Raw genomic sequence first — 22277 nt, 5'->3', positions numbered from 1 at the left:
GTTTCCCCCTTACGCGGCTGAGAAGAGCAGGGCGAAAATCGGCCCGATCGACTTGTAGCCCATATACCAGGTCAGTGCGCAGACGATAACGCCGAGCGCAAGAAGCCAGCGTGGATAGCGATAACCGGCCATAAGATCGGAGCGCGCCCAGGCAGCATAGACAAAGATCGACAAGCCGATGGGCAGGATGAGACCGTTCAATCCGCCAACGAAGACCAGCATCTGCGCTGGAGGTGTCGTTATGACTACATAGAAGAACAGGGAGACCGCGATGAAGATGACAGTCGCAATGTTGCGAGCGCGTTCACTGATGTCCTGCTTGAAAACGGTAATGAAGGAAACCGACGTATAGGCGGCACCGATCACCGAAGTAATGGCCGCAGCCCACAGAACGACGCCGAAGATGCGCAAGCCGATATCGCCCGCAGCGGCCTGGAAAGCCTGAGCAGCAGGGTTGGCACCCTTGCCCGACACATCGATAACTACGCCGCTAGCGACCACACCCAGAATGGCGAGGAACAGAACGTAGCGCATGACGCCGGTGACCGCGATACCCGTGAGTGCTGCACGGTTGACGGCACCGAGATTTTCAACGCCGACCATGCCCTTATCGAGTAGGCGATGAGCGCCGGAATAAGTGATGTAACCGCCGACAGTACCGCCGACAATCGTCGTGATGGTCGCGAAATCGATAGTGGAAGGCAGGAATGTCTGGAAAAGGGCATCACCAACAGGCGGGCCGGAAACAAAGGCAACATAGACCGTCAGAACGATCATCAGGATACCTGCGAAGATGATGAACCTATCTACGGCCATACCGGCGCGTTTCGACAGGAAGATGCCAATGGCCAGAAGCGCGCTCAGCGCACCGCCCAGCTTCGGATCCATGCCAAGCATGGCGTTAAGGCCGAGGCCTGAACCGCCAATATTGCCGATATTGAAGAACAGGCCACCAACGATGACGAGAACAGCGAGCACATATCCCGAACCCGGTATCGCAGCGTTCGCAATGTCGGAAGCGCGCATGCGCGTCAGCGTGACGATGCGCCAGATGTTCAGCTGAACAACGAAATCAATCACGATGGAGGCCAGAATTGCAAAGGCAAAAGCCGCGCCGAGCTTGGTGGTGAAAGTTGCCGTCTGGGTGATGAAACCGGGACCGATGGCCGAGGTCGCCATCAGAAAGACAGCTGCGGTCAGAGACGCTCGTCGGGATTTAACGAACTCGGCACTTTGAGCTATTTTTGTAGGCTCCATGGATTTTCTCCTTAGCGCATCCGCCCCTCGCGGATACTTTAAAGCAACTTTGGCGGCATCTACAAAATTGTCAACATTGTTGAACAATAAAATTATATCGTTCTTTCATTCTGCGCAATTTTTGGCACCATTGGCGCGAAACTAAGCATCATTTTTATCTCCGTTGCCATGTTTTTGTGATATTGCAGCCGGCATCAGCAACACCGCCATCGGGACAATCGACTGCGAATGAACGGCCACCAGGACAACACCGTGATGGAATCACTGCCGCTAGCGGATCGGGTAGCGCGGGATATCCGCGATCTCTTGATCACGGGGGCATTGGTGCCAGGGCAGAGGCTTTCCGAAGCAGCCTTCAGCGAACGCCTCGACGTCTCCCGAAATTCGCTGCGCGAAGCCTTCCGGCTGCTGACAAAAGACGGCCTGTTGCGGCATGAAGCCAATCGCGGTGTTTTCGTTTCGACGCCTAGCACGGACCAGATCATCGATATCTACCGCGTCAGACGCATGTTGGAATGCGGCGCACTGCGTCAAGCTTGGCCGAAACATCCTGCGACCACCACAATGCGTGATGCGGTCGACGCAGCGAAGATCCACCGCGAGCGGCAGGAGTGGCGGGAAGTTGGCAGTGCCAACATGAAATTTCATGCCGCCGTCATTGATCTTTCCGATAGCAGTAGGCTGAGCGATTTCTATGCGCGCGTTGCCGCCGAACTGCGCCTGAGCTTTGGGCTGTTGAACGACCCGGAGCAGCTGCATTCTCCCTTCGTGGACATGAATGAGCAGATACTGGGCCTGGTGATCAAAGGAAAAGTTGAGGATGCGGCCACACAAATGGACCTCTATCTGAACCTTTCAGAGCGCACTGTGCTGAAGGCACTGGAACGCGCCGGGAAGTGACCCGGTAAAAAACCGCACGTGGATACCACACTAACAGTGGAAAGCCGCGCAGCATTGTGCCATGACGAAACCAATTACGCGGCCGAAGGCGCCAAATCTGCGTCATGACCGCTGCCATGTGGAATGAGTGCATCATGCAGGACAATACCAACGGCTCCGTCATCGTCATTTCCAGCCACGTGATGCGTGGCTCAGTTGGTAACCGTGCAGTCGTTTTTGGGCTCGAGACTTTAGGCTTTCCAGTCTGGGCCGTTCCCACCATCGTCATGCCCTGGCACCCCGGCCATGGACCATCGACCCGCCTGCGGTTCGATAATACCGAATTTGATTCCGCGATGAAGGATCTGGCGACATCGAAATGGTCCGGTGAAGTGCGCGCAATCCTCACCGGTTATTTCGGAAGCGCCGATCAGGTGCGCTCCGTCGCGCGGCTGATCCGCGACATGAGACGAGCAAACCCTGATCTCATCTATGTTTGCGACCCCGTTATGGGTGACAAGGGTGGACTCTACATACCCCAGGAAACAGCACAGGCCATACGGGATGAGTTGATACCGCTTGCCACAGTTTCCACGCCAAACCGATATGAACTTGCGTGGATGAGCGGCGCCGAGCTTGAGACGAACAATGAAATCATCGATGCGGCCTTAGCGCTCGGTCCGCCAAAAATGCTTGTCACATCGGCTGTTCCGATGACGGTTGGCGGGATAGGCAATCTCTTCCTCAGCGGTCGTCATGCGCTTCTTGCTGAACATCGTGCCATTGAGAACGTTCCGAACGGTCTGGGCGATCTCCTTTCGGCGCTTTTCCTCGCTCGGCTACTGCAGGGATTAGACGATGAAAAGGCGCTTCAACTGGCAACTGCAAGCGTTTTTGAGGTTCTCGCCCGCACGATGAAAAGAGGGTCGAACGAACTGACGCTGGAGACCGATGCGTCTAGTCTTTCCACACCTATGGCCATGGTGCAGATGCGCCATCTCTTGCATCCATCCCGCAGCAAGCGCAAATAACGGATCGTCACGTAGGATTTTCAACACGCCGCGCTTCTCTGCGAGCCTGGCCCAGCAAAACGGTACTGCGTCATCATGAAAGATTTTCCTGACTACCTCCTCAATGGCTACAAGAACTTCATGAGCGGTCGCTACACCGATGAGCGTGAACGCTACCGCGCATTGGCAGACACCGGGCAAAAGCCGCAAACGCTGATCATTGCCTGTTGTGACTCCCGTTCAGCGCCGGAAACCATTTTTGACTGCGGCCCGGGAGAGCTGTTTGTGGTGCGAAATGTCGCCAACATGGTTCCGCCCTATGAGCCTGACGGACAATACCACTCGACGTCTGCTGCCGTTGAATATGCGGTGCAGGTCCTCAAGGTAAAAGACATTGTCGTCATGGGCCATGGCCGTTGCGGCGGCATACAGGCGGCACTCGATCCGAACCTGGAACCCCTCTCGCCCGGCGATTTTATTGGCAAGTGGATGAACATGGTCAAATCCGCTGCCGAGCAGATCCAAAGCAACGACGTGATGACCTCGGGTGAAAGACAAACTGCAATGGAGCGGGTTTCCATTCGCAATTCCATCAGCAACCTGCGCGCATTTCCTTTCGTCAAGGCTCAGGAAACCGCTGGCAAGGTCAGGTTGCACGGTGCGTGGTTTGATATTTCCACTGGGGAACTGTGGATTATGGACAGCAAGACAGGCGACTTCCGCCGTCCGTGACCTCTGAAACAAAGTCCGAGGCACACTCGGACTTTAAGCCTTGATGGCACTCCAAAACGACGAATGACCGCACACATGCGCGGTCATTCCTTATTCAAAACGACGAGGTCGCCTTGATATCTCAGTGGATTATTGGCCGTCGATGGCCTTGCCGATGAAGGCGATGGACTGCTGATAGACGCTTGCAGCGTTCCATCCCTGAATGGCGGTGTAGTTTGTCTGGCCCTGCTGGTAACCAGCGCCACGCTGCCAACCGTGACCGACAAGGAAGTTGGCGGTCGAAGCAAGAGCGTCGGCGCGCGAACCAACCAGATCAATGTGGCCATTGCGGTCGAAATCGACGCCATAACGCACGACGTTGAGAGGCAGGAACTGAGTCTGGCCGATTTCGCCATGTGCCGCACCCTTGGCGGTGGAGCTCAGATCACCGCTTCCGACCAGTTTCAACGCAGCATAAAGCTGTTCGGTGAAATATTCGGAACGACGGCAGTCATAGGACAGCGTCGCCACGGCGGACATGGTGTGCTGGTTTCCAAGGAAAGCGCCGAAGCCGGTTTCCATGCCCCAAATGGCGAGCAGCGGGCCAGCCGGAACGCCATAGGCGCGTTCGATATTGGCGAAAAGCGCTGCGTTGTTCTTCTTCATGGCCTTGCCACGCGAAATGATCGCCTGACCACCGCGCTTTTGCATGAACTGATCGAACGAAAGCTTGAAACTGTGCTGACCACGGTCTGCACGGATCGTTGCCTGATTGTAGGAGACACTCGAGAATGCACGATCCAGAACCGATGGGCTGACGCCCCTGCCCGCAGCTTCCTGCTTGAATGCGCCGACCCAGGCATCAAAGCCCGCAGAAGTATTACCGCACTGCGCCGCCATAGCCGACGTTGCCGCCATTGCGGAAACCATAACTACGCCAACGGAAAAAGCTTTTAGTGCCCGCATCAGAATTTGCCTTCAAAGTTTTTGGGTTCGCGCCCTAACTCGGTCACCACTTGACTGAGATGTACGGCTTTCAGCCTGCCTGCTGACATCAAAACCGGCAAATAAACAGCCCGTGATGAACAGTTTGTCTGAAAACCCGTCCATTCCCACAGTGGAATGGGCGGGTTATAGTTAACATTTGTTAAAAAATAGTATCAAGCCGCAGTGCGGGGCTTGATGAGGCCACGATTGACCAGAAGCTCAGCGATCTGGATTGCATTCAGAGCCGCGCCCTTGCGCAAGTTGTCGGATACGACCCAGATGTTGAGACCGTTTTCGACAGTTGCGTCTTCGCGAATACGCGAAATGAACGTCGCATCTTCGCCAGCGCATTCAACCGGCGTGATGTATCCGCCATTCTCATGCTTGTCGATGACCTGGCAGCCGGGTGCTTCACGCAGAATATCACGCGCCTGATCCGCTGTGATTTCGTTTTCGAACTCGATGTTCACGGATTCAGAATGGCCGATGAAAACCGGAACGCGCACGGCGGTGCATGTGACCTTGATCTTCGGGTCCAGCATCTTCTTCGTTTCAGCCAGAACCTTCCACTCTTCCTTCGTGTATCCATCTTCCATGAAGACATCGATGTGCGGAATGACGTTGAAGGCGATGCGCTTGGTGAACTTCTTCGTTTCAACAGGATCGGCAACGAAGACAGCACGTGTCTGCTGGAAAAGCTCGTCCATGCCTTCCTTGCCGGCACCGGACACCGACTGGTAGGTGGAGATGACGACGCGCTTGATTGTGGCCGCATCATGCAAAGGCTTCAGGGCAACAACGAGCTGGGCCGTGGAGCAATTCGGGTTTGCAATGATATTGCGCTTGCGGAAGCCTTCAATAGCGTCAGCATTCACCTCTGGAACGATCAGTGGAACGTCCTGATCATAGCGCCATGCGGATGAGTTATCGATGACAACGCAGCCCTGCGCGCCGATCTTCGGAGACCACTTCTTCGATACATCGCCACCAGCAGACATAAGGCAAATATCGGTGTCGGAAAAATCGTAGTTCTCCATATTGGAGACCTTCAGCGTGCGGTCACCATAAGACACTTCCGTGCCCTGGCTGCGCGCCGACGCCAGGGCGACGACTTCATCGGCCGGGAACCCGCGCTCAGCGAGAATATTGAGCATTTCACGACCGACATTGCCGGTAGCGCCTGCGATTGCAACTTTGAAACCCATGATCAAGCTCTCTTTCTACCTCTCCTCGTTTTTGGTGAGGGGGAACCCGCAATCCTGCGGCTTCCTTCTTCCCCGACCAAACCGGGGAGAGAGCGGTGGGCCAGAGACGTCAGACGGTTTTAATCGTCGTTTTGGCCGTAATTCGGATGGAGTAGGCAAGGCGCGACCGATCACCGGCAAACTCTGCCGGGTTATGCATGACAGTCATGTCTGTGACATGTCTCATCAAAATCGTGCTCCTTTTCTCGGCAAAGCTATTATGGTGTTTGCATTTCCTGTCAAGCGCAAACACGCGGCAATTTGGTCTGCCAACGCGTTGCCGCGCCATGCTACGTTCGATTTCAGGCCGGCCTGGATTAGACTAAAGTCATAAGCCAAAAGGATCGCTCTTCCTTTCGTTCATTTTCTGCCACTCTGTGTTCAGGTGCATCGTGCCGCAAGGGCAGTCCGGGGGAGTCGGACTGTTGCGATGTGTCACTCATCGATCTGTGGAGGACAGAAAATGGCAAATGTTGCAGCCGTAGGCAGCGAAAAGGCCCGCCCTATGACGGGCGAAGAGAAGAAGGTGATTTTCGCCTCTTCTTTGGGAACGGTCTTCGAGTGGTACGACTTTTATCTCTATGGCTCACTGGCCATCTACATTGGCGCGAACTTCTTCAGCCAATATCCTGAAACAACGCGCAACATCTTCGCGCTGCTGGCATTTGCCGCAGGCTTTCTTGTTCGTCCGTTCGGTGCGCTGGTGTTTGGACGCCTTGGCGACCTCGTCGGCCGCAAATACACCTTTCTTGTCACCATCCTGATCATGGGCTTCTCGACCTTTCTGGTCGGCGTTCTGCCCAATGCATCGCAAATCGGCATTGCGGCACCGATCATCCTCATTATCCTGCGCATGCTGCAAGGTCTGGCGCTTGGTGGTGAATATGGTGGTGCTGCCACCTATGTGGCCGAGCACTCGCCAAATGGCCGTCGCGGCTATTACACATCCTGGATTCAGACCACGGCGACACTCGGTCTGTTCCTCTCGCTCATGGTTATTCTGGGCGTTCAATTTGCTGTCGGCCGTGAAGCATTCGCTGACTGGGGCTGGCGCATTCCGTTCCTGCTGTCCGTCATCTTGCTTGGCGTTTCCGTCTGGATCCGTCTAAAGATGAGCGAATCGCCTGCCTTCAAGAAAATGAAGGAAGAGGGCAAGACCTCCAAGGCTCCACTCAGCGAAGCCTTCGGCCAATGGAAAAATGCCAAGATCGCGATCATCGCGCTTGTGGGTGCCGTCATTGGACAGGCAGTCGTCTGGTACACCGGCCAGTTCTACGCGCTCTTCTTCCTGCAGAGCATTTTGAAGGTAGACGGCCAGTCGGCCAATATTATGGTTGCCTGCGCACTTCTTCTCGGCACCGGCTTCTTCGTCCTGTTTGGCTGGCTTTCTGACAAGATCGGCCGCAAGCCCATCATCATGGCAGGTCTGGTTCTGGCCATGTTGACCTACTTCCCGTTGTTCAAGGCACTGACATGGGCAGGTAACCCTGCGCTTGCACAGGCTCAGGCCTCGGTTCGCGCGACGGTCACCGCTGCCCCCGGCGATTGCCGCTTCCAGTTCAACCCAACCGGCACGGCTAAGTTCACCACATCTTGCGATATCGCGACCTCGTTCCTGACCAGAAACTCCGTGCCTTATGACGTTGTCGAAGGACCTGCGGGCCAGCCAGCAACAGTCAAGATTGGCGAAAAGACCATCACCAGCTATGATGCCGCCGCTGCCGGTGCAAATGCCGCAGCAAACGACCGCGCATTCCAGAAGCAGATCAACATGGCTCTTCAGGAAGGTGGCTATCCACTGGTGCGTGGCGCGGCACAGGTTCCCGCAGCCAAGCTTGATGCCTTCGTGGCAGCAAACCCGGAACTGGCACTAAATGCCGACACCGTGCGCGCAACGCCTGCCAAAACAGTGCCTGCCGAAAAGCTGGTGGCTGACAAGCTGATGACCGCGCCCGAGCTGAACGGTGCGACTGAGATGGCCGTCTATACAGTTGCTGGCGGTGGCGCATTTGCCATGGTCGCCGACCCAGCCGCCGTGAACTGGATTGCCATCATTGCAGTTCTGACCGTCCTCGTCATCTATGTGACCATGGTCTACGGCCCGATTGCCGCTCTGCTGGTGGAAATGTTCCCAACCCGCATCCGCTATTCCGGCATGTCCCTGCCCTACCACATTGGTAACGGCTGGTTCGGTGGACTTCTGCCCGCAACCGCATTCGCCATGAGTGCTGCCAAGGGTGATATCTACTACGGCCTTTGGTACCCAATCATTTTCGCAGGTATCACACTGGTCGTCGGCCTGCTGTTCCTGCCGGAAACCAAGGATCGCGACATCCACAAGATGGACTAAGGCCCAGCCATCACCGCAAAACAAGAACCCGGCGAGATCATCGCCGGGTTTTCTGTTTGAAGGCTTTTGGATAATAGGTCAGAATGACAGAGCGGCCAGTTCCTGATTGACCAGATCGCGCCACGCACGGTTCTGCACCAGATCGGCGAGAAACAGGCCTTCGACTGCGAAAAATGCAGCCGATGGATCGGCACGATCGACGTAGTTTGCCGCAGAAAGAATTTCGTCCTTACGAGGATCATTCAGGTTGCCGCGCTTGTGAACAGACGCAATCCACAGGGCGACCACATAAGCAAACTCGGCGGCATCGTGCCCCGCAGCCAACGCCTCAACCGCGGCAGCCATGATCCGCTGCGGCAGCTTCTGACTTGTGTCCATCGCAATCTGTTCGTTGCGGTGGGCAATCGTCGGGTTGGCGAAGCGTTCAAGCAATTCGTTTTGGTAGTAAGGAAGATCAATGCCCGGCACGGGTTCGAGCGTGGCAGCTGCTGCCTTCATGTGCCGTTTCACCTTTTCCACATACTCCGGCACCGCCATGACATCGCGCACGAACTCCAGATCGTGGAGAATGCCCAAATGCGCGATGAGCGTATGGGAACCATTCAGAAGCCGAAGCTTCATATTTTCATAGGGCTCGACCGCCTGCGTGAAGACAGCGCCCGCCGCCTCCCATGCAGGACGACCGGAGACAAAATCATCCTCAATCACCCATTGCAGAAAGGGTTCCGTTTCAATGGCGAGTCTGTCCTCGACACCCAGCAGCCGCGCCGCACGTTGCCGCGTTTCATCCGTCGCCGCAGGCACGATGCGGTCCACCATGCTGCATGGGAATTTGCCGTTGTCGTCAATCCAGCGTGCCAGTTCAGGGTCACGCCGCTTCGCCAGCTCCAGAACAAGACGGCGCACGACATGACCGTTGGATGGAAGGTTATCGCAGCACAGCACTGTGAATGGAAGAAGTCCTGCCGCTTGCCGTCTGGCAAGACCTTCAACAAGGTAGCCTATTGCACCCACAGGAGCATGCGGATTGGCGAGGTCTGAGGCGATTGATGGGTGCTTCAGGTCTAACCCGCCTGTCAAGGGGTCTAGGCCGTAAGCCTTTTCGCTAACGGTCAGGGTGACGATGCGGATATCCGGATTGGCCAGATGGCCAAGAACAGCCTCTCTCTGTTCGGCTGCACAAAGCCAGTCCACTGTTGCACCCATGATGTCAGCGCGATCACCTTCGGCACTTCGAACGATTACGGAGTAAAGGCCATCCTGTCCTGCCAGCGCCTGAACAGGCTCATTCGAGCGCAAGTTGACGGCGACGATGCCCCAGGGGCCGATGCTGTGCTCCAGTGCTTTTTGCGTGAAGACGGCTTGATGGGCACGGTGGAAAGCACCCAAACCGAAATGCACAATGCCGGGCTTCAATGCCGTGCGATCAAAGGCCGGGACGGAAACGGTTTGGGGCAACGAGGTGGAGGCAGTTAATCTGTTCATCATGCTATACTCGACCGAACTGTGGATGAAGAAGTGTGCGCTCGATGCCGCGCAATTCGGCCAATCCCTTCAGGCGACCGATGGCGGGGTAGCCGGGCTGGGCGCCGCGGGCGATATCGTCAAGAATTTCCTGCCCGTGATCTGGCCGCATGGCGATGCGATGGTCCTCGCGCCCCACGTCACGACGGCGCTTTTCTTCTTCCAGCAACGCAGCGATGACGGCCACCATATCGGTTGCGCCTTCCAGATGTTCATCCTCGAAGAAGGAACATGGAACCGTATCGGTATCACGCGTCACGTTGCGCAAATGTACGAAATGAATACGGTCCGCAAAGGCCTTCGCGATCATCGGCAGATCATTATCCTTGTGCGCACCCAGCGAGCCGGTGCAGAGCGTAACCCCATTTGCCAGACTGTCTACCTGATCCAGCATATGCGCATAATCGGCCTGGGTAGAGAGAATGCGCGGCAGCCCGAGCAGGGGCCAGGGCGGATCGTCGCCGTGGGCGCAGAGATTGATACCCACCTCTTCCGCCACCGGAACAACCTCCGACAGGAAATCAACCAGATTGGATTGCAGCCGCAAACGGTCCACGCCACTATATGAGCGCAGCTTTTCCAGAAGCTGGTCAAGCGTGTAGCCATCAGCAGAACCCGGCAGGCCCGCCCCGATGTTCCTGCCCAAAGCGATGATCTTGCTATCCGGCATTTCGGAAAAACGTCTGGCAGCATCATCGATAAGCCATTCTGGATAATCGGATTTTGCGTTGGGCCGTTTCAGGATGTGAATGTCGAAAGCGGCGAAATCCACCAAATCGAACCGCATGGCCTTTGCACCGTGGCGAGTTTCCCAACGCAGATCCGTGCGGGTCCAATCCAGAACCGGCATGAAATTGTAGCAAACAGTGCGAATGCCGCTGGAAGAGAGGCGCCGCAGTGTTTCCTGCCAATTTGCGATATGCTGTTTCCAGTCGCCAGTCTGGGTCTTGATGTCCTCGGAGACGGGAACGCTTTCAACCACGTCCCAATAGAGGCCACCGGCCTTTATGGCTTCGTGCCGCTTGTCAATTTCATCGACAGGCCAGACCGCGCCGGTTTCGATGTGATGCAGCGCGCTGACGATGCCCTCGGCACCCGCCTGCGCGGCATCCCGCACCGAAACCTTGTCCACGGGGCCGAACCAGCGCCATGTGTGCTTCATATCTTTATCCTTCAGAACTTAGTGAGAACCGCCAAAGGTAATCTGCACCTTGCAGGCAACGGAGCGATCACCGGCCTGCTCGAATGCTTCGACAGCCTTTTCAAGTGGAAACGCATGGGAAATGATCGGCCGCACATCGATCCTGCGCGACGAAATGAGTTGCACGGCAGCGGCAAATTCCTGATCGAAACGCTGGGAGCCTCGCCAGACGATCTCTTTGCCGACGAGGCTATTGAGCGGGATTGTGATATCGCCTGTCACGCCGACCTGAACGAGAATGCCGCGCGGCTTGATCGCAGCAAATGCCGAGCGCAATGCGGGACCGGCGGCTGAACAATCAAAGACGATATCGAATGTGCCTTTACCTTCCTGATAGGGTGCAAGGCCATGTGGGTCTTTGGCGACATTGATCGTCCGGCGGGCACCCATGGACGGCGCTCGGGAAAGGGCCGCATCGGCAAGATCCGTAACAACAATCTCTGCCGCACCAGCATGTTTCGCAGCCGCAACCGTCAGCAGTCCGATGGGACCAGCGCCGGTCACCAGAACACGTTTGCCCTTGATATCACCAGCCTGCGCCACCGCATGAAGGCAAACCGCAAGCGGCTCGGCGCATGCTGCCTCAGCGGGAGTAGTATCGCCTTCGAACGAAAAGCACTGCTTTGCCGGAACGACAAGCCAGTCGCGGAACATGCCCTGCTCATGGGGAAGACGCATGGCGCTGCCCATGAAGCGCATGTCATGGCAATGAATGGGTTGGCCGATGGCGCAGTGGGGGCACGCGCCACAGGGTTGTGAAGGGTTGACCGCGACGAGCGCGCCGACCTCAAGACCCGTTACACCATCGCCCAAAGCTTCAACATAACCTGATGCTTCATGGCCAGATATGATCGGCTCTCGCACCTGAACTGGCCCGAAGCCACCATCCTGATAGTAATGGAGGTCAGAACCGCAGATGCCGCCCGCAGCCATACGAAGCAGTACCTCGCCAGCGTCCGGCTGTGCGAAATCCTGCGTTTCGACCTTGAGGTTCTGCTTGCCATAGAGACGCGCGACGCGTGTCGACATGAATGTCTACTTTCGTTTCGTGATGAGGCGAGCCCGCGCGAAGAGCCGCGCGGGTTCTAGGTTTAACGGATCAATCCCATCTCCGTTGGCAACCACAAGGTGACCGCAGGAATGAAGGTGATGAGAATGAGGGCGATGAACAGAGGCACCAGCCAGGGAAGGATCGCCATCGTCGTGCGTTCCACCGACAATCGCGCCACCCGCGAAAGCACGAACAATACCATTCCAAGTGGCGGATGCAGCAGGCCGATCATCAGATTGAGTGTCATGATGAGGCCGAAATGCACCGGATCGATATCAAACTGCAGAACCAGCGGCAGAAGGATGGGCACGAGGATGGTGATGGCGGCAATCGTATCCAGGAAGCAGCCGACAAACAGCATCAGCAGGTTGACGAGAATGAGGAATATCCACTTGCTGTCCGTGATTGTCAGGATTGCCGCCGACAGCACTTGCGCGGCCTGAGAGACCGTCAACAACCACGCAAACACCGATGCCGCCGCCACGATGAAGAGGACCGACGCCGACGTCTCAATGGTGTCGAATGTCGCCTTGGCCAGCGTTTTGAAGGTCATGGTGCGATAGCGCACAAGACCGAGAAACAGCGACCACAACACAGCGGCAACGGCTGCTTCCGTTGGCGTGAACCAGCCCATGGTCATGCCGCCAATGAGGATGACCGGCGTCATCAGCGCCATAACGGCCGAAAAGTCGAAGTACCAGTCACAGGCAACCAGCACGACAAGCGCAATGACAATGGCCCAGTTGAGCGACAGGCCGAGCGAGGTCATCACATAGACGCTGACCGGCACCATCATGACCACCAGAACTTCCAGCGACGCGCCGAAGATGGTGCGCAGGCTGAATGGCGTATCGGAACCCCAGTTTTTGATATAGGCGAAAACCGTCACCGTAATCATCATCAGCAAGGTCATGACAACGCCGGGAACGATACCCGCCATGAAAAGCGCGCCAATCGAAACGTTGGCCATCATTCCGTAAATCACGAAAGGCAGGGATGGCGGAAAGATAGGCCCAAGCGTTGCGGATGCGGCTGTAACGCCAACGGCAGCTTCGACAGGATAGCCATGATCCTTCATGGCCTTGATTTCGATGGTGCCAATGCCAGCCGCATCTGCAAGGGCCGTTCCAGACATGCCAGAGAAGATGACCGAGCCGATGATGTTGACCTGAGCAAGACCACCCTTCATCCATCCCACCAGGGCAACGGCGAAGGAATAGATGCGCCCGGTCACACCGGCGGTATTCATGAGATTACCCGCCAGAATGAAAAACGGGACGGCCAGAAGCGGAAAGCTCTCGATGCCCGCAATCATGCGCTGTGCAGCGATGATATCAGGGGCAACATTGAAGGCCAGAATATAAAGAAGCGATGCTGATGCCATGGAGATGGCAACCGGCAGGCCGATGAGCATCAGAAGCAGGAATGAGCCAATCAATACCAGCATATCAAACCTCCTCCACGCTCTGGAACTCTTCCGGTCTCTCAAGAACGGAATAGCCACGCCTGATATTGGCGATGAACACCTGGATGGATCGCAGGAACATCAGCACAAATGCCGCAAAGACCGTGTAGAAAACGATGCTGCGTGGCAGCGCCACGGTCACCATTTCCTCACCCTCCACAATCTCCAGATAGCGCCACATCAGCCATGATGTGTAGGCAAAAAATCCGATCCGCAGCACATCCACAGCCAGAGACATGACGCGCGTCACATGTGCAGGCAGGTAGTGGTAGAGAACATCAACCTGAATATGGCGCGACATGCGCACGCACATGACGGAGCCCATGAAGACGACAGCGATCAGGCAATTGACGGCAATCTCTTCCGTCCAGGCGTAACTGTCGTTCAGCACATAACGGGTAAAGAACTGCAGGAAAACGCAGCCTGTCATGATCCAGAAAAGAGCGAGAGTCAGCCAGTCCTCGAAAGCATAGACCGAGAGATCGGCATTGGGTGGTGGCTCATCGAATGTGTGGGCAAGTTCCTCAGGCGTGACCTGAGTATGAATTTCCTGCGACATTGATTTATCCCGACTGAGAAGAAAAGGCGGCGCGGCTCATAAAACCGCGCCGGGCACGGGCTTACTTGATGGCGCGGATGGCTTCCCAGTCGGCCTTGTCGTAACCAAAGTCCTCGAACTTAACCTTCTCGATCACATTCTTTTCAAAGTCGGCCTTATCAACCTCAGTCACTGTCAAGCCACGCGACTTGAAATCATCGACCAGCTTGTTTTCACGCTCCTCGATGATCTTCGTGGTGCGAGTTGCGGCTTCCTGCATAACATCGACAAAAATTTTCTTGTCCTGCTCGGAAAGGCTCGCCCACCGGCTCTTGGAGATCACCGTATTGAGGTGATCGACGATGTGGCCGGTCAGCACGATGTTCTTCTGCACCTCGAAGAATTTCTTCGCCTCGATGGTCGTCAGCGGATTTTCCTGCGCATCGACAGTTCCGTTCTGAAGCGCCAGATAGACCTCGGCGAAAGCAATCGGCGTGGTGTTGGCGCCGCATGCGCGGGGCATGGCAAGATAGGCTGGAACGTCAGGAACGCGCATTTTCACGCCGGCCAGATCAGCACATGTCGCAATCGGCTTGTTGGCTGTGGTGTGGCGAGTGCCGTAATAGCTGACGGCGGCAATGACGTTGCCCGTCTTGTCCTCGTAACCCTTTGCAAGGCGCTTGAACACGTCGCTCTTCGTGTAAGCGATCAGATGTTCAGGACTGCGGAAGATGTAAGGGAAGTAAGTGACGCCGATAGGCTTGTAGTCACGGGCGGCAAAACTGGAACCCGAAATGATCATATCGACCGTTCCCAGTTTCAGGCCCTGGTTGATATCAACCTCCTTGCCGAGCTGCGATGCAGGAAACACGTCGATCTTGTAACGGCCTTCCGTACGCTTTTCGATTTCCTTCGAAGCCCAGACGGATTCGGTGTGGAAAGGCTCACTTGTTTCGTAAACATGGGCCCATTTGAGCGCGGTCTGCGCCTGGGCTGCAAATGCGGATACAGCGACGATTGCCGTTGCACCCAGCAAGCTGATGATTTTGAATGACATTGTTTTCCCTCCCGGATTGATGTCAGATTCTCTGTTTTCATGCTCCTCTCTCTCGGAAGGACCATGCTTCGCCTACGGCTCCTCCCCGAAGCTTTCGGAAAATCTTTTCTGCGACAGCATCAGATGCCGGCGCATGGCATCGCGCGCACCTGCCGCGTCGTTTTGAGCGATGGCGTTTCGAATGACCCGATGTTCATCAAGCGCCAGACGCCATGTCTGCGGCCCTTCGAAATGGCTGGCCAGCCTCTCGAAATACGGTGTCATGCGCCGGTCAAAGATCTGGCCGGTAAACCGATGCAGCGTAGCGTTACCGATGATATCCGTGATGGCCGTGTGAAATGCGCGGTCCTGAACCAGCATGTTGACGGGATCGCCAATGGCATTCTCCATCTGCCTGAGACAATCGTCCAGCCGCTGAATACCTTCAGCCGTTGCAACCCGCGCTGCTTCCTCCGCAATTGCACTTTCGATAATGCTGCGCGCCTGAAGAATTTCAAACGGGCTGTCATTGTCGTCAACCGGCAAGGCCTTGGGAGCGTGGTTCGTGCGCTGACTGACGTAAACGCCGGAACCCATCCGGATGTGGATATACCCTTCAACTTCCAGAACAATCAACGCTTCCCGAACCGTCGGTCTGGACACTGCGAACCGCTCGGCAAGATCCCGCTCAGCTGGAAGCTTCGCGCCCAAGCTCAACTCGCCCGTTTCGATCAGCGAACGGATTTGGTCCGCCACCTGCCTGTGCAGACGGCGTGGTTCCAGGGCCACAAACATGAAATCCTCCCAGATCCCATCTGGTCAATTGGTCTTACCAGTTACAACTTAGTAACTATGACCGCAACGCAAAGTCAAGCCTTCACTGCAATCAATCCGGCAGTGTTTCTTTGGCAGCGAAGTTCAGGAGGATAGTGCGCGGAGCATGCAAACGACTCGATGAGACGCGACCACCTGCCCGAGCTGACAGCGCGTCTCGACGTTACAAACAATCCAACCACACAGCGTGGACTATGAGCGGGAGCGACGATCAACCAAAAGCGACCCAATCACCAGATCAATATGGGCATCGATGTAGGACTCAAGATCAAGTTCTCGGCGGTCCTCATAGATGAGCGTTTCGATGCCAATCGCAACGATGGGCGCGAAAATAAGGCAAGCGTTTGCCCTTGGCCCGCCCACAAATTCTCCCGCTTCAACCCCCTCGTTGAGGATGGCTTGTATACGGGCGTGAATGGGCTCGATGAGTTCGTCGCGGTGGGTGTCTATAACCTCGGGAAAGCGCGCACCTTCGGCTACAACAAACCGCAGCAACTGTCGCAGTCGTCTCTCCCTGAGCAACCGATGATAAAGCTCCCGTAGAAGCGTCTCAAGCCGCGTTGCTGCATTTCCCTTTAGCTCTCCAATATCGCCAATGACATTTTTCATCGGAACGGCAATATATTGGATCATCGCCGAGAAAAGTTCATCCTTTGTTGGGAAATATACATACACTGTACCCTTGGTGACACCCACACGCTCAGCGATGTCTTCCACGCGAGCGGCGGTAAAGCCGTGATCTACAAACTCTTGAAATGCCGCTTCCAAGATTTGCGTGGGCCGAAGTGCCTTCTGTTCGGCGCGTGTCAGACTTGCCATAACTATCCTTAACCATGTGCGCTCGATCAATTCGAGACACAATAATTTCATTGACTACCCAGTAAGTCAAATGTATCACCTATTCATTATGGTTCAAGAGGCAATAAATGAGACGGTACGCAACAATCGCCTTACTGGCGGCAGCACTGCCAGGGCTTTCAGCCTGCGAGCCTGAGAAAGAAGCGCAAAAGAAGCCACCGCGACGAGTAGAAGTGGTTCAGGTCAAAACGCTTCCCGTCGCCGATGTCATCACGACAACCGGTGAAATCAGCGCTCGGGTACAATCCGATCTATCTTTCCGTGTCAGCGGACGCATCGTCGAACGGTTCGTCGACATTGGTGACCATGTCACCAATGGGCAGGTTCTTGCCCGCATCGACCCGCAAGAGCAGAAAGCGGACCTTCAGGTCGCGCTGGCCACACTGCAATCAGCGCAGGCTCAGCAGACTCAAGCGCGGCAGGCCTATGACCGCCAGCAAAGTCTTTTCAGCACCGGCGTCACAACGCGAGCTGCGCTGGATCAGGCGCAGGAAGCATTTCTGACTGGTCAGGGCACAGTTCAGTCCGCACAGGCGCAGGTAGACACCGCGCGTGATGCTCTGGAGCAGACCGAGTTGAAAGCGGACGCCGACGGCATCATCACCGCCCGCAATGCGGAGGTCGGCCAGGTCGCCCAGGCAGCCCAACTCATTTTCACACTCGCCCATGACGGCCCACGCGATGCGGTCATAGAGGCCGACGAAACGAGCCTGTTGGGTGGAGAAATTCAAAACGATATCATCGTCAAGCTGCTATCCGGCGGCAATGAGATGAAGGCATCGGTGCGCGAAATTTCGCCCACGCTGGATACCACCACAGGCACGATACGCGTCAAACTGACCTTGGATTCAAAGGCTGATGTCAGGCTCGGCAGCCCGGTTGTTGCCATTGCGCATTACAAACCAGTCGATACCATCGAGCTTCCATCATCTGCGATGACATCGCTGGGAGGCAAGACTGCAGTTTGGGTCATCGATCCCAAAACTGCTGCGGTATCCGTGCGCGAAATCAAAGTTGGAAAATATGCGAATGGCCACTTCTCGGTCCTGTCAGGCCTTTCCGAAGGTGAAATGGTTGTCGTAACCGGCACGAAATTCTTGGCCCTTGGAGAAACTGTGACATACGAGGGAGCCGCTCAATGAAGACGTCCTTGACCGCGGCAACGCTTTTGGCTGCCGCAACATTTCTGACTTCCTGCGAACAGCATGAGGAAACGGTGGAAAAGCCGAGACCTGTGCTGTCCGTTGTCGTTAAGCCAGCCCCTGCTGCGACGTTGACGCTGCCCGGAACCGTGACTGCACGCATTGAAACGCAATTCGGTTTCCGCATTCTCGGACGCATCGTTGCGCGTAACGTGCAGGTCGGCGATATCGTCAAGAAGGGCGATGTCCTCGCAGCAATTGATCCGCTTTCTCTGGAGCTTGCTGTCAGGAGTTCGCAGTCAGATCTGTCCAATGCGCAGGCTCAGCTTGCCAATGCCGTGACGAATGAGCAGCGCCAGCAAACCCTGTTCGAGCGCCAGTCTGCTGCGAAGGCAACCTTCGAAAGCGCACAGCAGGAACGCGAAACCGCGGTGGCGAACGTGAACAAGGCTCAGGCAAATCTGGACAAGGCCAACGAGCAATTGGGATATTCCCGTCTGCTTGCTGAGTTTGACGGCGTTGTTACCAAAACGTCTGCCGAGGTTGGACAGGTCGTATCTGCCGGACAAAGCGTTGTGACCGTCGCGCAGCCGAAAGAGCGAGACGCCGTCATAGATGTTCCCGAGACCGCCGGAGCATTGCTCAAGTCAGGCGCCGCCTTCGATGTGGCTCTGCAGCTTGACGCCAGCTATCACGCGAAAGGCGTGGTTCGTGAAATCGCGCCAGAAGCTGACGACGCAACACGGACCTTCCGGACGAAGCTGACATTGATCAACCCGCCTGACGCGCTCCGTCTTGGTGCGGTCATAACAGCAACCGCGACTGCCGACGCTCAGTCCATCATTCGCGTGCCGCCATCGGCAATCAAGGTCGACGGCTCCAAAACCAGCGTCTGGATCGTTGATGAAAACGCGGCAAAAGTCTCATCCCGTGACATCACTGTCGATCCAGCATCCGTTCAAGGCGGCCCCGTTATCATATCCTCGGGCATCAACCCAGGCGACCGTGTGGTGGTTGCCGGCGTCAACCAACTGAAGGACGGCCAGGCCGTACGTATCGAGCAGGAGAATGCCCAGTGAAATCGTTCAATCTTTCTGACTGGGCGCTCGATCACCGTTCGCTCGTTTGGTACTTCATGATCATTTTCATGATTGCCGGGACTTTTTCCTACATCAATCTGGGACGCGAAGAAGACCCTGCGTTCACGATCAAGACGATGATCATCAACGCGCAGTGGCCGGGAGCTTCTGCCGAAGAGGTCGCAAAGCAGGTTACCGACAGGATCGAGAAGAAGCTTCAGGAGCTTGATGCTCTCGACTATACGCGAAGCGAGACCAAGGCCGGTCAGACGACCATTTACCTTGAGCTGCTGGCGACAACCCAGGCGAAAGACGTGACCGGAAACTGGGTCAAAGTTCGCAACATGGTGAACGACATCAAGGGTGACCTTCCAAGCGGTGTGATTGGCCCATTCTTCAACGACACCTTTGGTGACGTCTACGGCAATATTTTCGCATTCACTTCGGATGGCCTGTCCCAGCGGCAATTGCGTGACCTTGTGGAAGGCGCCCGCGAAAGGCTGCTGACCGTTCCGAATTCTGGCAAGATCGATGTCGTTGGCGAGCAGGATGAAGTCATTTATCTTGAGTTCTCTACCCGCAAGATTGCCGCACTCGGAATAGACCGACAGGCAATCATTAGCACCTTGCAGGCACAGAATGCGGTAACGCAGTCCGGCTTTGTCGATGCAGGACCGGAAAGCATCGCTTTGCGAGTTGGCGGAGCTTTCCTTTCAGAAGAGAGCCTGAAGACCATCAATCTCCGGGTCAATGATCGCTATTTCCCCTTGACCGACATTGCAACAATCAAGCGCGGCTACGTGGACCCGCCATCTGCCCTTTTCCGCTTCAAGGGCAAGCCAGCCATTGGTCTTGCCATCGGCATGAAGCCCGGCGCAAACCTTCTGACATTCGGCAAGGATCTTGACGAAGAACTGAAGCGTGTGGTGGCGGACCTTCCCATTGGCGTGACCGTTGAGCGTGTATCCGACCAGCCCGCCGTGGTTGAGGAAGCTGTTTCCGGCTTTACGACCGCGCTCTTTGAAGCCATCGCCATCGTTCTCGCCATCAGCTTCATCAGCTTGGGCGTGCGTGCTGGCCTCGTCGTTGCCGTATCTATTCCACTCGTTCTGGCCATCACCTTTGTGTTCATGGAGTATTCGGGTATCTCGCTTCAGCGAATCTCGCTCGGTGCACTCATTATTGCTCTGGGCCTGCTGGTGGACGACGCGATGATTGCCGTCGAAATGATGGTGTCACGTCTGGAAGCTGGCGATAACTTGAGAAAGGCCGCCACATACGTTTACACATCGACTGCATTTCCAATGCTGACGGGTACTCTTGTGACGGTTGCCGGTTTTATCCCGATCGGCCTTAACAACAGCGCCGCTGGTGAATTTACATTCACGCTCTTCGTCGTGATTGCCGTGTCGCTTGTGGTATCGTGGATTGTCGCGGTCGTGTTCACGCCGCTGCTCGGCGTCGTCATCCTGCCGAAGACTATGAAATCCCACCACGATAACCAGGGACGCTTCACGCGTGCCTTTGCATGGTCGCTCCGGCTCGCCATGCGCTGGCGGTGGGTCACCATCATCACGACAATCGTCATTTTCGGCTTGTCGATTGGTGGATTGGGCCTCGTCCAGCAGCAGTTCTTCCCGGCATCCGACCGTACCGAGCTGGTGATTGACTGGAGTCTGCCTCAAAACAGCACGATTGCCGAGACCAACAGGCAGCTGACGCAGTTCGAGACCGAAAAACTCGTGGGCAATGGCGACATTGACCATTGGTCAACCTATGTCGGCGAAGGTGCACCCCGGTTCATCCTGTCCTACGATGTGCAGAGCCCTGCTCCATGGTTCGGCCAAGTCGTTATCGTAGCGAAGGATATTGAAGCCAGAAACCGGCTCCGGACCGACATTCAGGCCTATCTGTCAACGACCTTCCCTGGCACAGATGCGTTTGTGAAACTTCTCGACATCGGTCCGCCAGTCGGAAAACCCGTTCAGTATCGCATCAGCGGACCTGACATCCAGAAGGTGCGTCAATTGGCGCAACAGTTTGGGACCATCATCGGCGCCAATCCACTTCTGTCCAACATGGCGTATGACTGGAACGAACCGTCTCGCGTCGTGAAGGTAGATGTCCTTCAGGATAAAGCCCGGCAGCTTGGCGTCTCGTCTCAGGATATTGCAACCTTGCTGAACGACGTGGTCAAGGGCACAGCCGTGACCCAGGTCAGAGACGATATCTATCTGGTCGACGTCGTGGGCAGAGCTGAAGATATTGAACGCGGTTCAATCGATACGCTCAGAAATCTTCAGCTTTCGGGATCAAACGGAAAAGCCGTGCCGCTTTCAGCTGTTGCCAAGTTCCGCTACGAACTGGAACAGCCCATGATCGGTCGTCGTGACCGCATGCCGACGATCATCATCAAGGCAGCCGTTGTCGGCCCAACCCAGCCAGCGACGATTGTCGAGCAGTTGAAGCCTGAAGTCGAAAAATTCACCGCTTCACTCCCAACAGACTACAAGATCGAAATCGGTGGATCCGTCGAATCGAGTGCAGACTCGCAGGGACCCATCGCGGCCGTGGCTCCGATGATGCTATTGGTCATGGCGACGATTCTGATGTTCCAGCTTCAGAGCTTCAGCCGACTGTTCCTGGTCTTCGCCGTCGCTCCGCTGGCCCTCATCGGGGTTGTCGCAGCCCTCGTGCTCAGCAATGCTCCGATGGGCTTTGTGGCGATCCTCGGGATTCTCGCACTCATCGGAATTCTGATCAGAAACTCGGTGATCCTTGTGGTACAAATCGAGCAACTACGAGAAGAAGGTGTCAGCCCCTGGCGGGCCGTTATCGAGGCTACCGAGCACCGTATGCGGCCGATCATGTTGACCGCAGCCGCCGCAACGCTTGCGCTGATACCGATCTCGCGCGAGATTTTCTGGGGACCAATGGCCTATGCCATGATGGGCGGTATTGTCGTCGGAACGGTCTTGACCCTTCTGTTCCTGCCGGCACTCTACGTCGCCTGGTTCCGAATTCCGCGTGAAGACGAGAACCAGAAACCGCACGAACCGGCAACGGCTTGATCTGCAGGAGGGCGCGCAAGCGCCCTCTTTTTCCATCTCA

18 protein-coding genes are annotated in these 22277 nt (G+C 56.0%); 7 read left to right on the top strand and 11 right to left on the bottom strand.

Annotated elements, in window-relative coordinates; translation table 11 throughout:
• Positions 1 to 9 precede the first annotated feature (9 nt).
• Positions 10 to 1257, bottom strand: coding sequence for an NRAMP family divalent metal transporter (locus RQI55_RS16255; protein WP_243258281.1), 1248 nt, complete (start codon positions 1255 to 1257; stop codon positions 10 to 12).
• A gap of 228 nt (positions 1258 to 1485) precedes the next feature.
• Here RQI55_RS16255 and RQI55_RS16250 point away from each other — a divergent pair, with 228 nt between their 5' ends.
• The 3 genes from RQI55_RS16250 to RQI55_RS16240 all read left to right on the top strand — a co-directional run bounded on the left by RQI55_RS16250 (position 1486) and on the right by RQI55_RS16240 (position 3878).
• Positions 1486 to 2157: a GntR family transcriptional regulator gene (locus RQI55_RS16250; protein WP_243258282.1), complete on the top strand. Its 672-nt coding sequence runs from the start codon at positions 1486 to 1488 to the stop codon at positions 2155 to 2157.
• A gap of 134 nt (positions 2158 to 2291) precedes the next feature.
• Positions 2292 to 3167, top strand: a complete 876-nt coding sequence (gene pdxY / locus RQI55_RS16245; RefSeq protein ID WP_243258283.1) for a pyridoxal kinase PdxY — start codon at positions 2292 to 2294, stop codon at positions 3165 to 3167.
• Positions 3168 to 3242: 75 nt separating this feature from the next.
• Positions 3243 to 3878: a carbonic anhydrase gene (locus tag RQI55_RS16240; RefSeq protein ID WP_243258284.1), complete on the top strand. Its 636-nt coding sequence runs from the start codon at positions 3243 to 3245 to the stop codon at positions 3876 to 3878.
• 129 nt (positions 3879 to 4007) lie between these two features.
• On the opposite strand, the gene RQI55_RS16235 is transcribed toward RQI55_RS16240, so the two are convergent.
• Positions 4008 to 4823: a lytic transglycosylase domain-containing protein gene (locus RQI55_RS16235; protein WP_042617088.1), complete on the bottom strand. Its 816-nt coding sequence runs from the start codon at positions 4821 to 4823 to the stop codon at positions 4008 to 4010.
• Between the two features lie 194 nt (positions 4824 to 5017).
• Entirely contained in the window at positions 5018 to 6049 is a 1032-nt protein-coding gene (locus RQI55_RS16230) for an aspartate-semialdehyde dehydrogenase (protein ID WP_042617089.1), read from the bottom strand.
• 502 nt (positions 6050 to 6551) lie between these two features.
• Here RQI55_RS16230 and RQI55_RS16225 point away from each other — a divergent pair.
• Positions 6552 to 8438 (top strand): MFS transporter, encoded by a 1887-nt coding sequence (locus RQI55_RS16225; protein ID WP_243258285.1) that lies wholly within the window; start codon positions 6552 to 6554, stop codon positions 8436 to 8438.
• A gap of 78 nt (positions 8439 to 8516) precedes the next feature.
• Here RQI55_RS16225 and RQI55_RS16220 read toward each other — a convergent pair whose 3' ends face one another.
• From RQI55_RS16220 to RQI55_RS16185, 8 genes are all read right to left on the bottom strand, one after another.
• On the bottom strand, positions 8517 to 9926 hold the full coding sequence (locus RQI55_RS16220) for a mannitol dehydrogenase family protein (protein WP_311273180.1): 1410 nt from the start codon (positions 9924 to 9926) through the stop codon (positions 8517 to 8519).
• Position 9927: 1 nt separating this feature from the next.
• Positions 9928 to 11124 (bottom strand): mannonate dehydratase, encoded by a 1197-nt coding sequence (uxuA, locus tag RQI55_RS16215; protein ID WP_042617092.1) that lies wholly within the window; start codon positions 11122 to 11124, stop codon positions 9928 to 9930.
• Between the two features lie 18 nt (positions 11125 to 11142).
• On the bottom strand, positions 11143 to 12192 hold the full coding sequence (locus RQI55_RS16210) for an L-idonate 5-dehydrogenase (protein WP_243258288.1): 1050 nt from the start codon (positions 12190 to 12192) through the stop codon (positions 11143 to 11145).
• A gap of 62 nt (positions 12193 to 12254) precedes the next feature.
• Positions 12255 to 13661 carry a TRAP transporter large permease gene (locus RQI55_RS16205; protein ID WP_042617094.1) on the bottom strand — a complete coding sequence of 469 codons (1407 nt, stop codon included), beginning with the start codon at positions 13659 to 13661 and terminating at the stop codon, positions 12255 to 12257.
• 1 nt (position 13662) lies between these two features.
• Positions 13663 to 14238, bottom strand: coding sequence for a TRAP transporter small permease (locus RQI55_RS16200; protein WP_243258289.1), 576 nt, complete (start codon positions 14236 to 14238; stop codon positions 13663 to 13665).
• Positions 14239 to 14299: 61 nt separating this feature from the next.
• Positions 14300 to 15274, bottom strand: coding sequence for a sialic acid TRAP transporter substrate-binding protein SiaP (locus tag RQI55_RS16195; protein WP_192065745.1), 975 nt, complete (start codon positions 15272 to 15274; stop codon positions 14300 to 14302).
• Between the two features lie 72 nt (positions 15275 to 15346).
• Positions 15347 to 16048 carry a FadR/GntR family transcriptional regulator gene (locus tag RQI55_RS16190; RefSeq protein ID WP_243258290.1) on the bottom strand — a complete coding sequence of 234 codons (702 nt, stop codon included), beginning with the start codon at positions 16046 to 16048 and terminating at the stop codon, positions 15347 to 15349.
• Positions 16049 to 16279: 231 nt separating this feature from the next.
• Entirely contained in the window at positions 16280 to 16936 is a 657-nt protein-coding gene (locus tag RQI55_RS16185; protein ID WP_311273181.1) for a TetR/AcrR family transcriptional regulator, read from the bottom strand.
• A 77-nt stretch (positions 16937 to 17013) separates the two neighbouring features.
• Between RQI55_RS16185 and RQI55_RS16180 the strand changes: the two genes are divergently transcribed.
• Genes RQI55_RS16180 through RQI55_RS16170 form a run of 3 tightly spaced genes read left to right on the top strand, consistent with a single transcriptional unit; the run spans position 17014 to position 22237 of the window.
• A complete protein-coding gene (locus tag RQI55_RS16180) occupies positions 17014 to 18087 on the top strand; it encodes an efflux RND transporter periplasmic adaptor subunit (RefSeq protein ID WP_042617099.1) in 1074 nt (357 codons plus the stop codon).
• Positions 18084 to 19166: an efflux RND transporter periplasmic adaptor subunit gene (locus RQI55_RS16175; protein ID WP_243258291.1), complete on the top strand. Its 1083-nt coding sequence runs from the start codon at positions 18084 to 18086 to the stop codon at positions 19164 to 19166. Before RQI55_RS16180 ends, RQI55_RS16175 begins: the two co-directional genes overlap by 4 nt.
• Positions 19163 to 22237 (top strand): efflux RND transporter permease subunit, encoded by a 3075-nt coding sequence (locus RQI55_RS16170; protein ID WP_243258292.1) that lies wholly within the window; start codon positions 19163 to 19165, stop codon positions 22235 to 22237. Before RQI55_RS16175 ends, RQI55_RS16170 begins: the two co-directional genes overlap by 4 nt.
• Positions 22238 to 22277 lie beyond the last annotated feature (40 nt).

The sequence above is a fragment of the Rhizobium sp. WCS2018Hpa-16 genome (genome assembly GCF_031843705.1).
GTDB classification, from domain to species: domain Bacteria; phylum Pseudomonadota; class Alphaproteobacteria; order Rhizobiales; family Rhizobiaceae; genus Agrobacterium; species Agrobacterium tumefaciens_C.
The sequence above is the reverse complement of the archived record's forward strand: the minus strand, read 5'-3'. Positions and strand labels throughout refer to the sequence as shown.

Coding starts and splice junctions, on each gene's coding strand:
- RQI55_RS16255 (WP_243258281.1), bottom strand. CDS start 1,257: ATGGAGCCTACAAAAATAGCTCAAAGTGCCGAGTTCGTTAAATCCCGA.
- RQI55_RS16250 (WP_243258282.1), top strand. CDS start 1,486: ATGAACGGCCACCAGGACAACACCGTGATGGAATCACTGCCGCTAGCG.
- pdxY (WP_243258283.1), top strand. CDS start 2,292: ATGCAGGACAATACCAACGGCTCCGTCATCGTCATTTCCAGCCACGTG.
- RQI55_RS16240 (WP_243258284.1), top strand. CDS start 3,243: ATGAAAGATTTTCCTGACTACCTCCTCAATGGCTACAAGAACTTCATG.
- RQI55_RS16235 (WP_042617088.1), bottom strand. CDS start 4,823: ATGCGGGCACTAAAAGCTTTTTCCGTTGGCGTAGTTATGGTTTCCGCA.
- RQI55_RS16230 (WP_042617089.1), bottom strand. CDS start 6,049: ATGGGTTTCAAAGTTGCAATCGCAGGCGCTACCGGCAATGTCGGTCGT.
- RQI55_RS16225 (WP_243258285.1), top strand. CDS start 6,552: ATGGCAAATGTTGCAGCCGTAGGCAGCGAAAAGGCCCGCCCTATGACG.
- RQI55_RS16220 (WP_311273180.1), bottom strand. CDS start 9,926: ATGATGAACAGATTAACTGCCTCCACCTCGTTGCCCCAAACCGTTTCC.
- uxuA (WP_042617092.1), bottom strand. CDS start 11,124: ATGAAGCACACATGGCGCTGGTTCGGCCCCGTGGACAAGGTTTCGGTG.
- RQI55_RS16210 (WP_243258288.1), bottom strand. CDS start 12,192: ATGTCGACACGCGTCGCGCGTCTCTATGGCAAGCAGAACCTCAAGGTC.
- RQI55_RS16205 (WP_042617094.1), bottom strand. CDS start 13,661: ATGCTGGTATTGATTGGCTCATTCCTGCTTCTGATGCTCATCGGCCTG.
- RQI55_RS16200 (WP_243258289.1), bottom strand. CDS start 14,238: ATGTCGCAGGAAATTCATACTCAGGTCACGCCTGAGGAACTTGCCCAC.
- RQI55_RS16195 (WP_192065745.1), bottom strand. CDS start 15,274: ATGTCATTCAAAATCATCAGCTTGCTGGGTGCAACGGCAATCGTCGCT.
- RQI55_RS16190 (WP_243258290.1), bottom strand. CDS start 16,048: ATGTTTGTGGCCCTGGAACCACGCCGTCTGCACAGGCAGGTGGCGGAC.
- RQI55_RS16180 (WP_042617099.1), top strand. CDS start 17,014: ATGAGACGGTACGCAACAATCGCCTTACTGGCGGCAGCACTGCCAGGG.
- RQI55_RS16175 (WP_243258291.1), top strand. CDS start 18,084: ATGAAGACGTCCTTGACCGCGGCAACGCTTTTGGCTGCCGCAACATTT.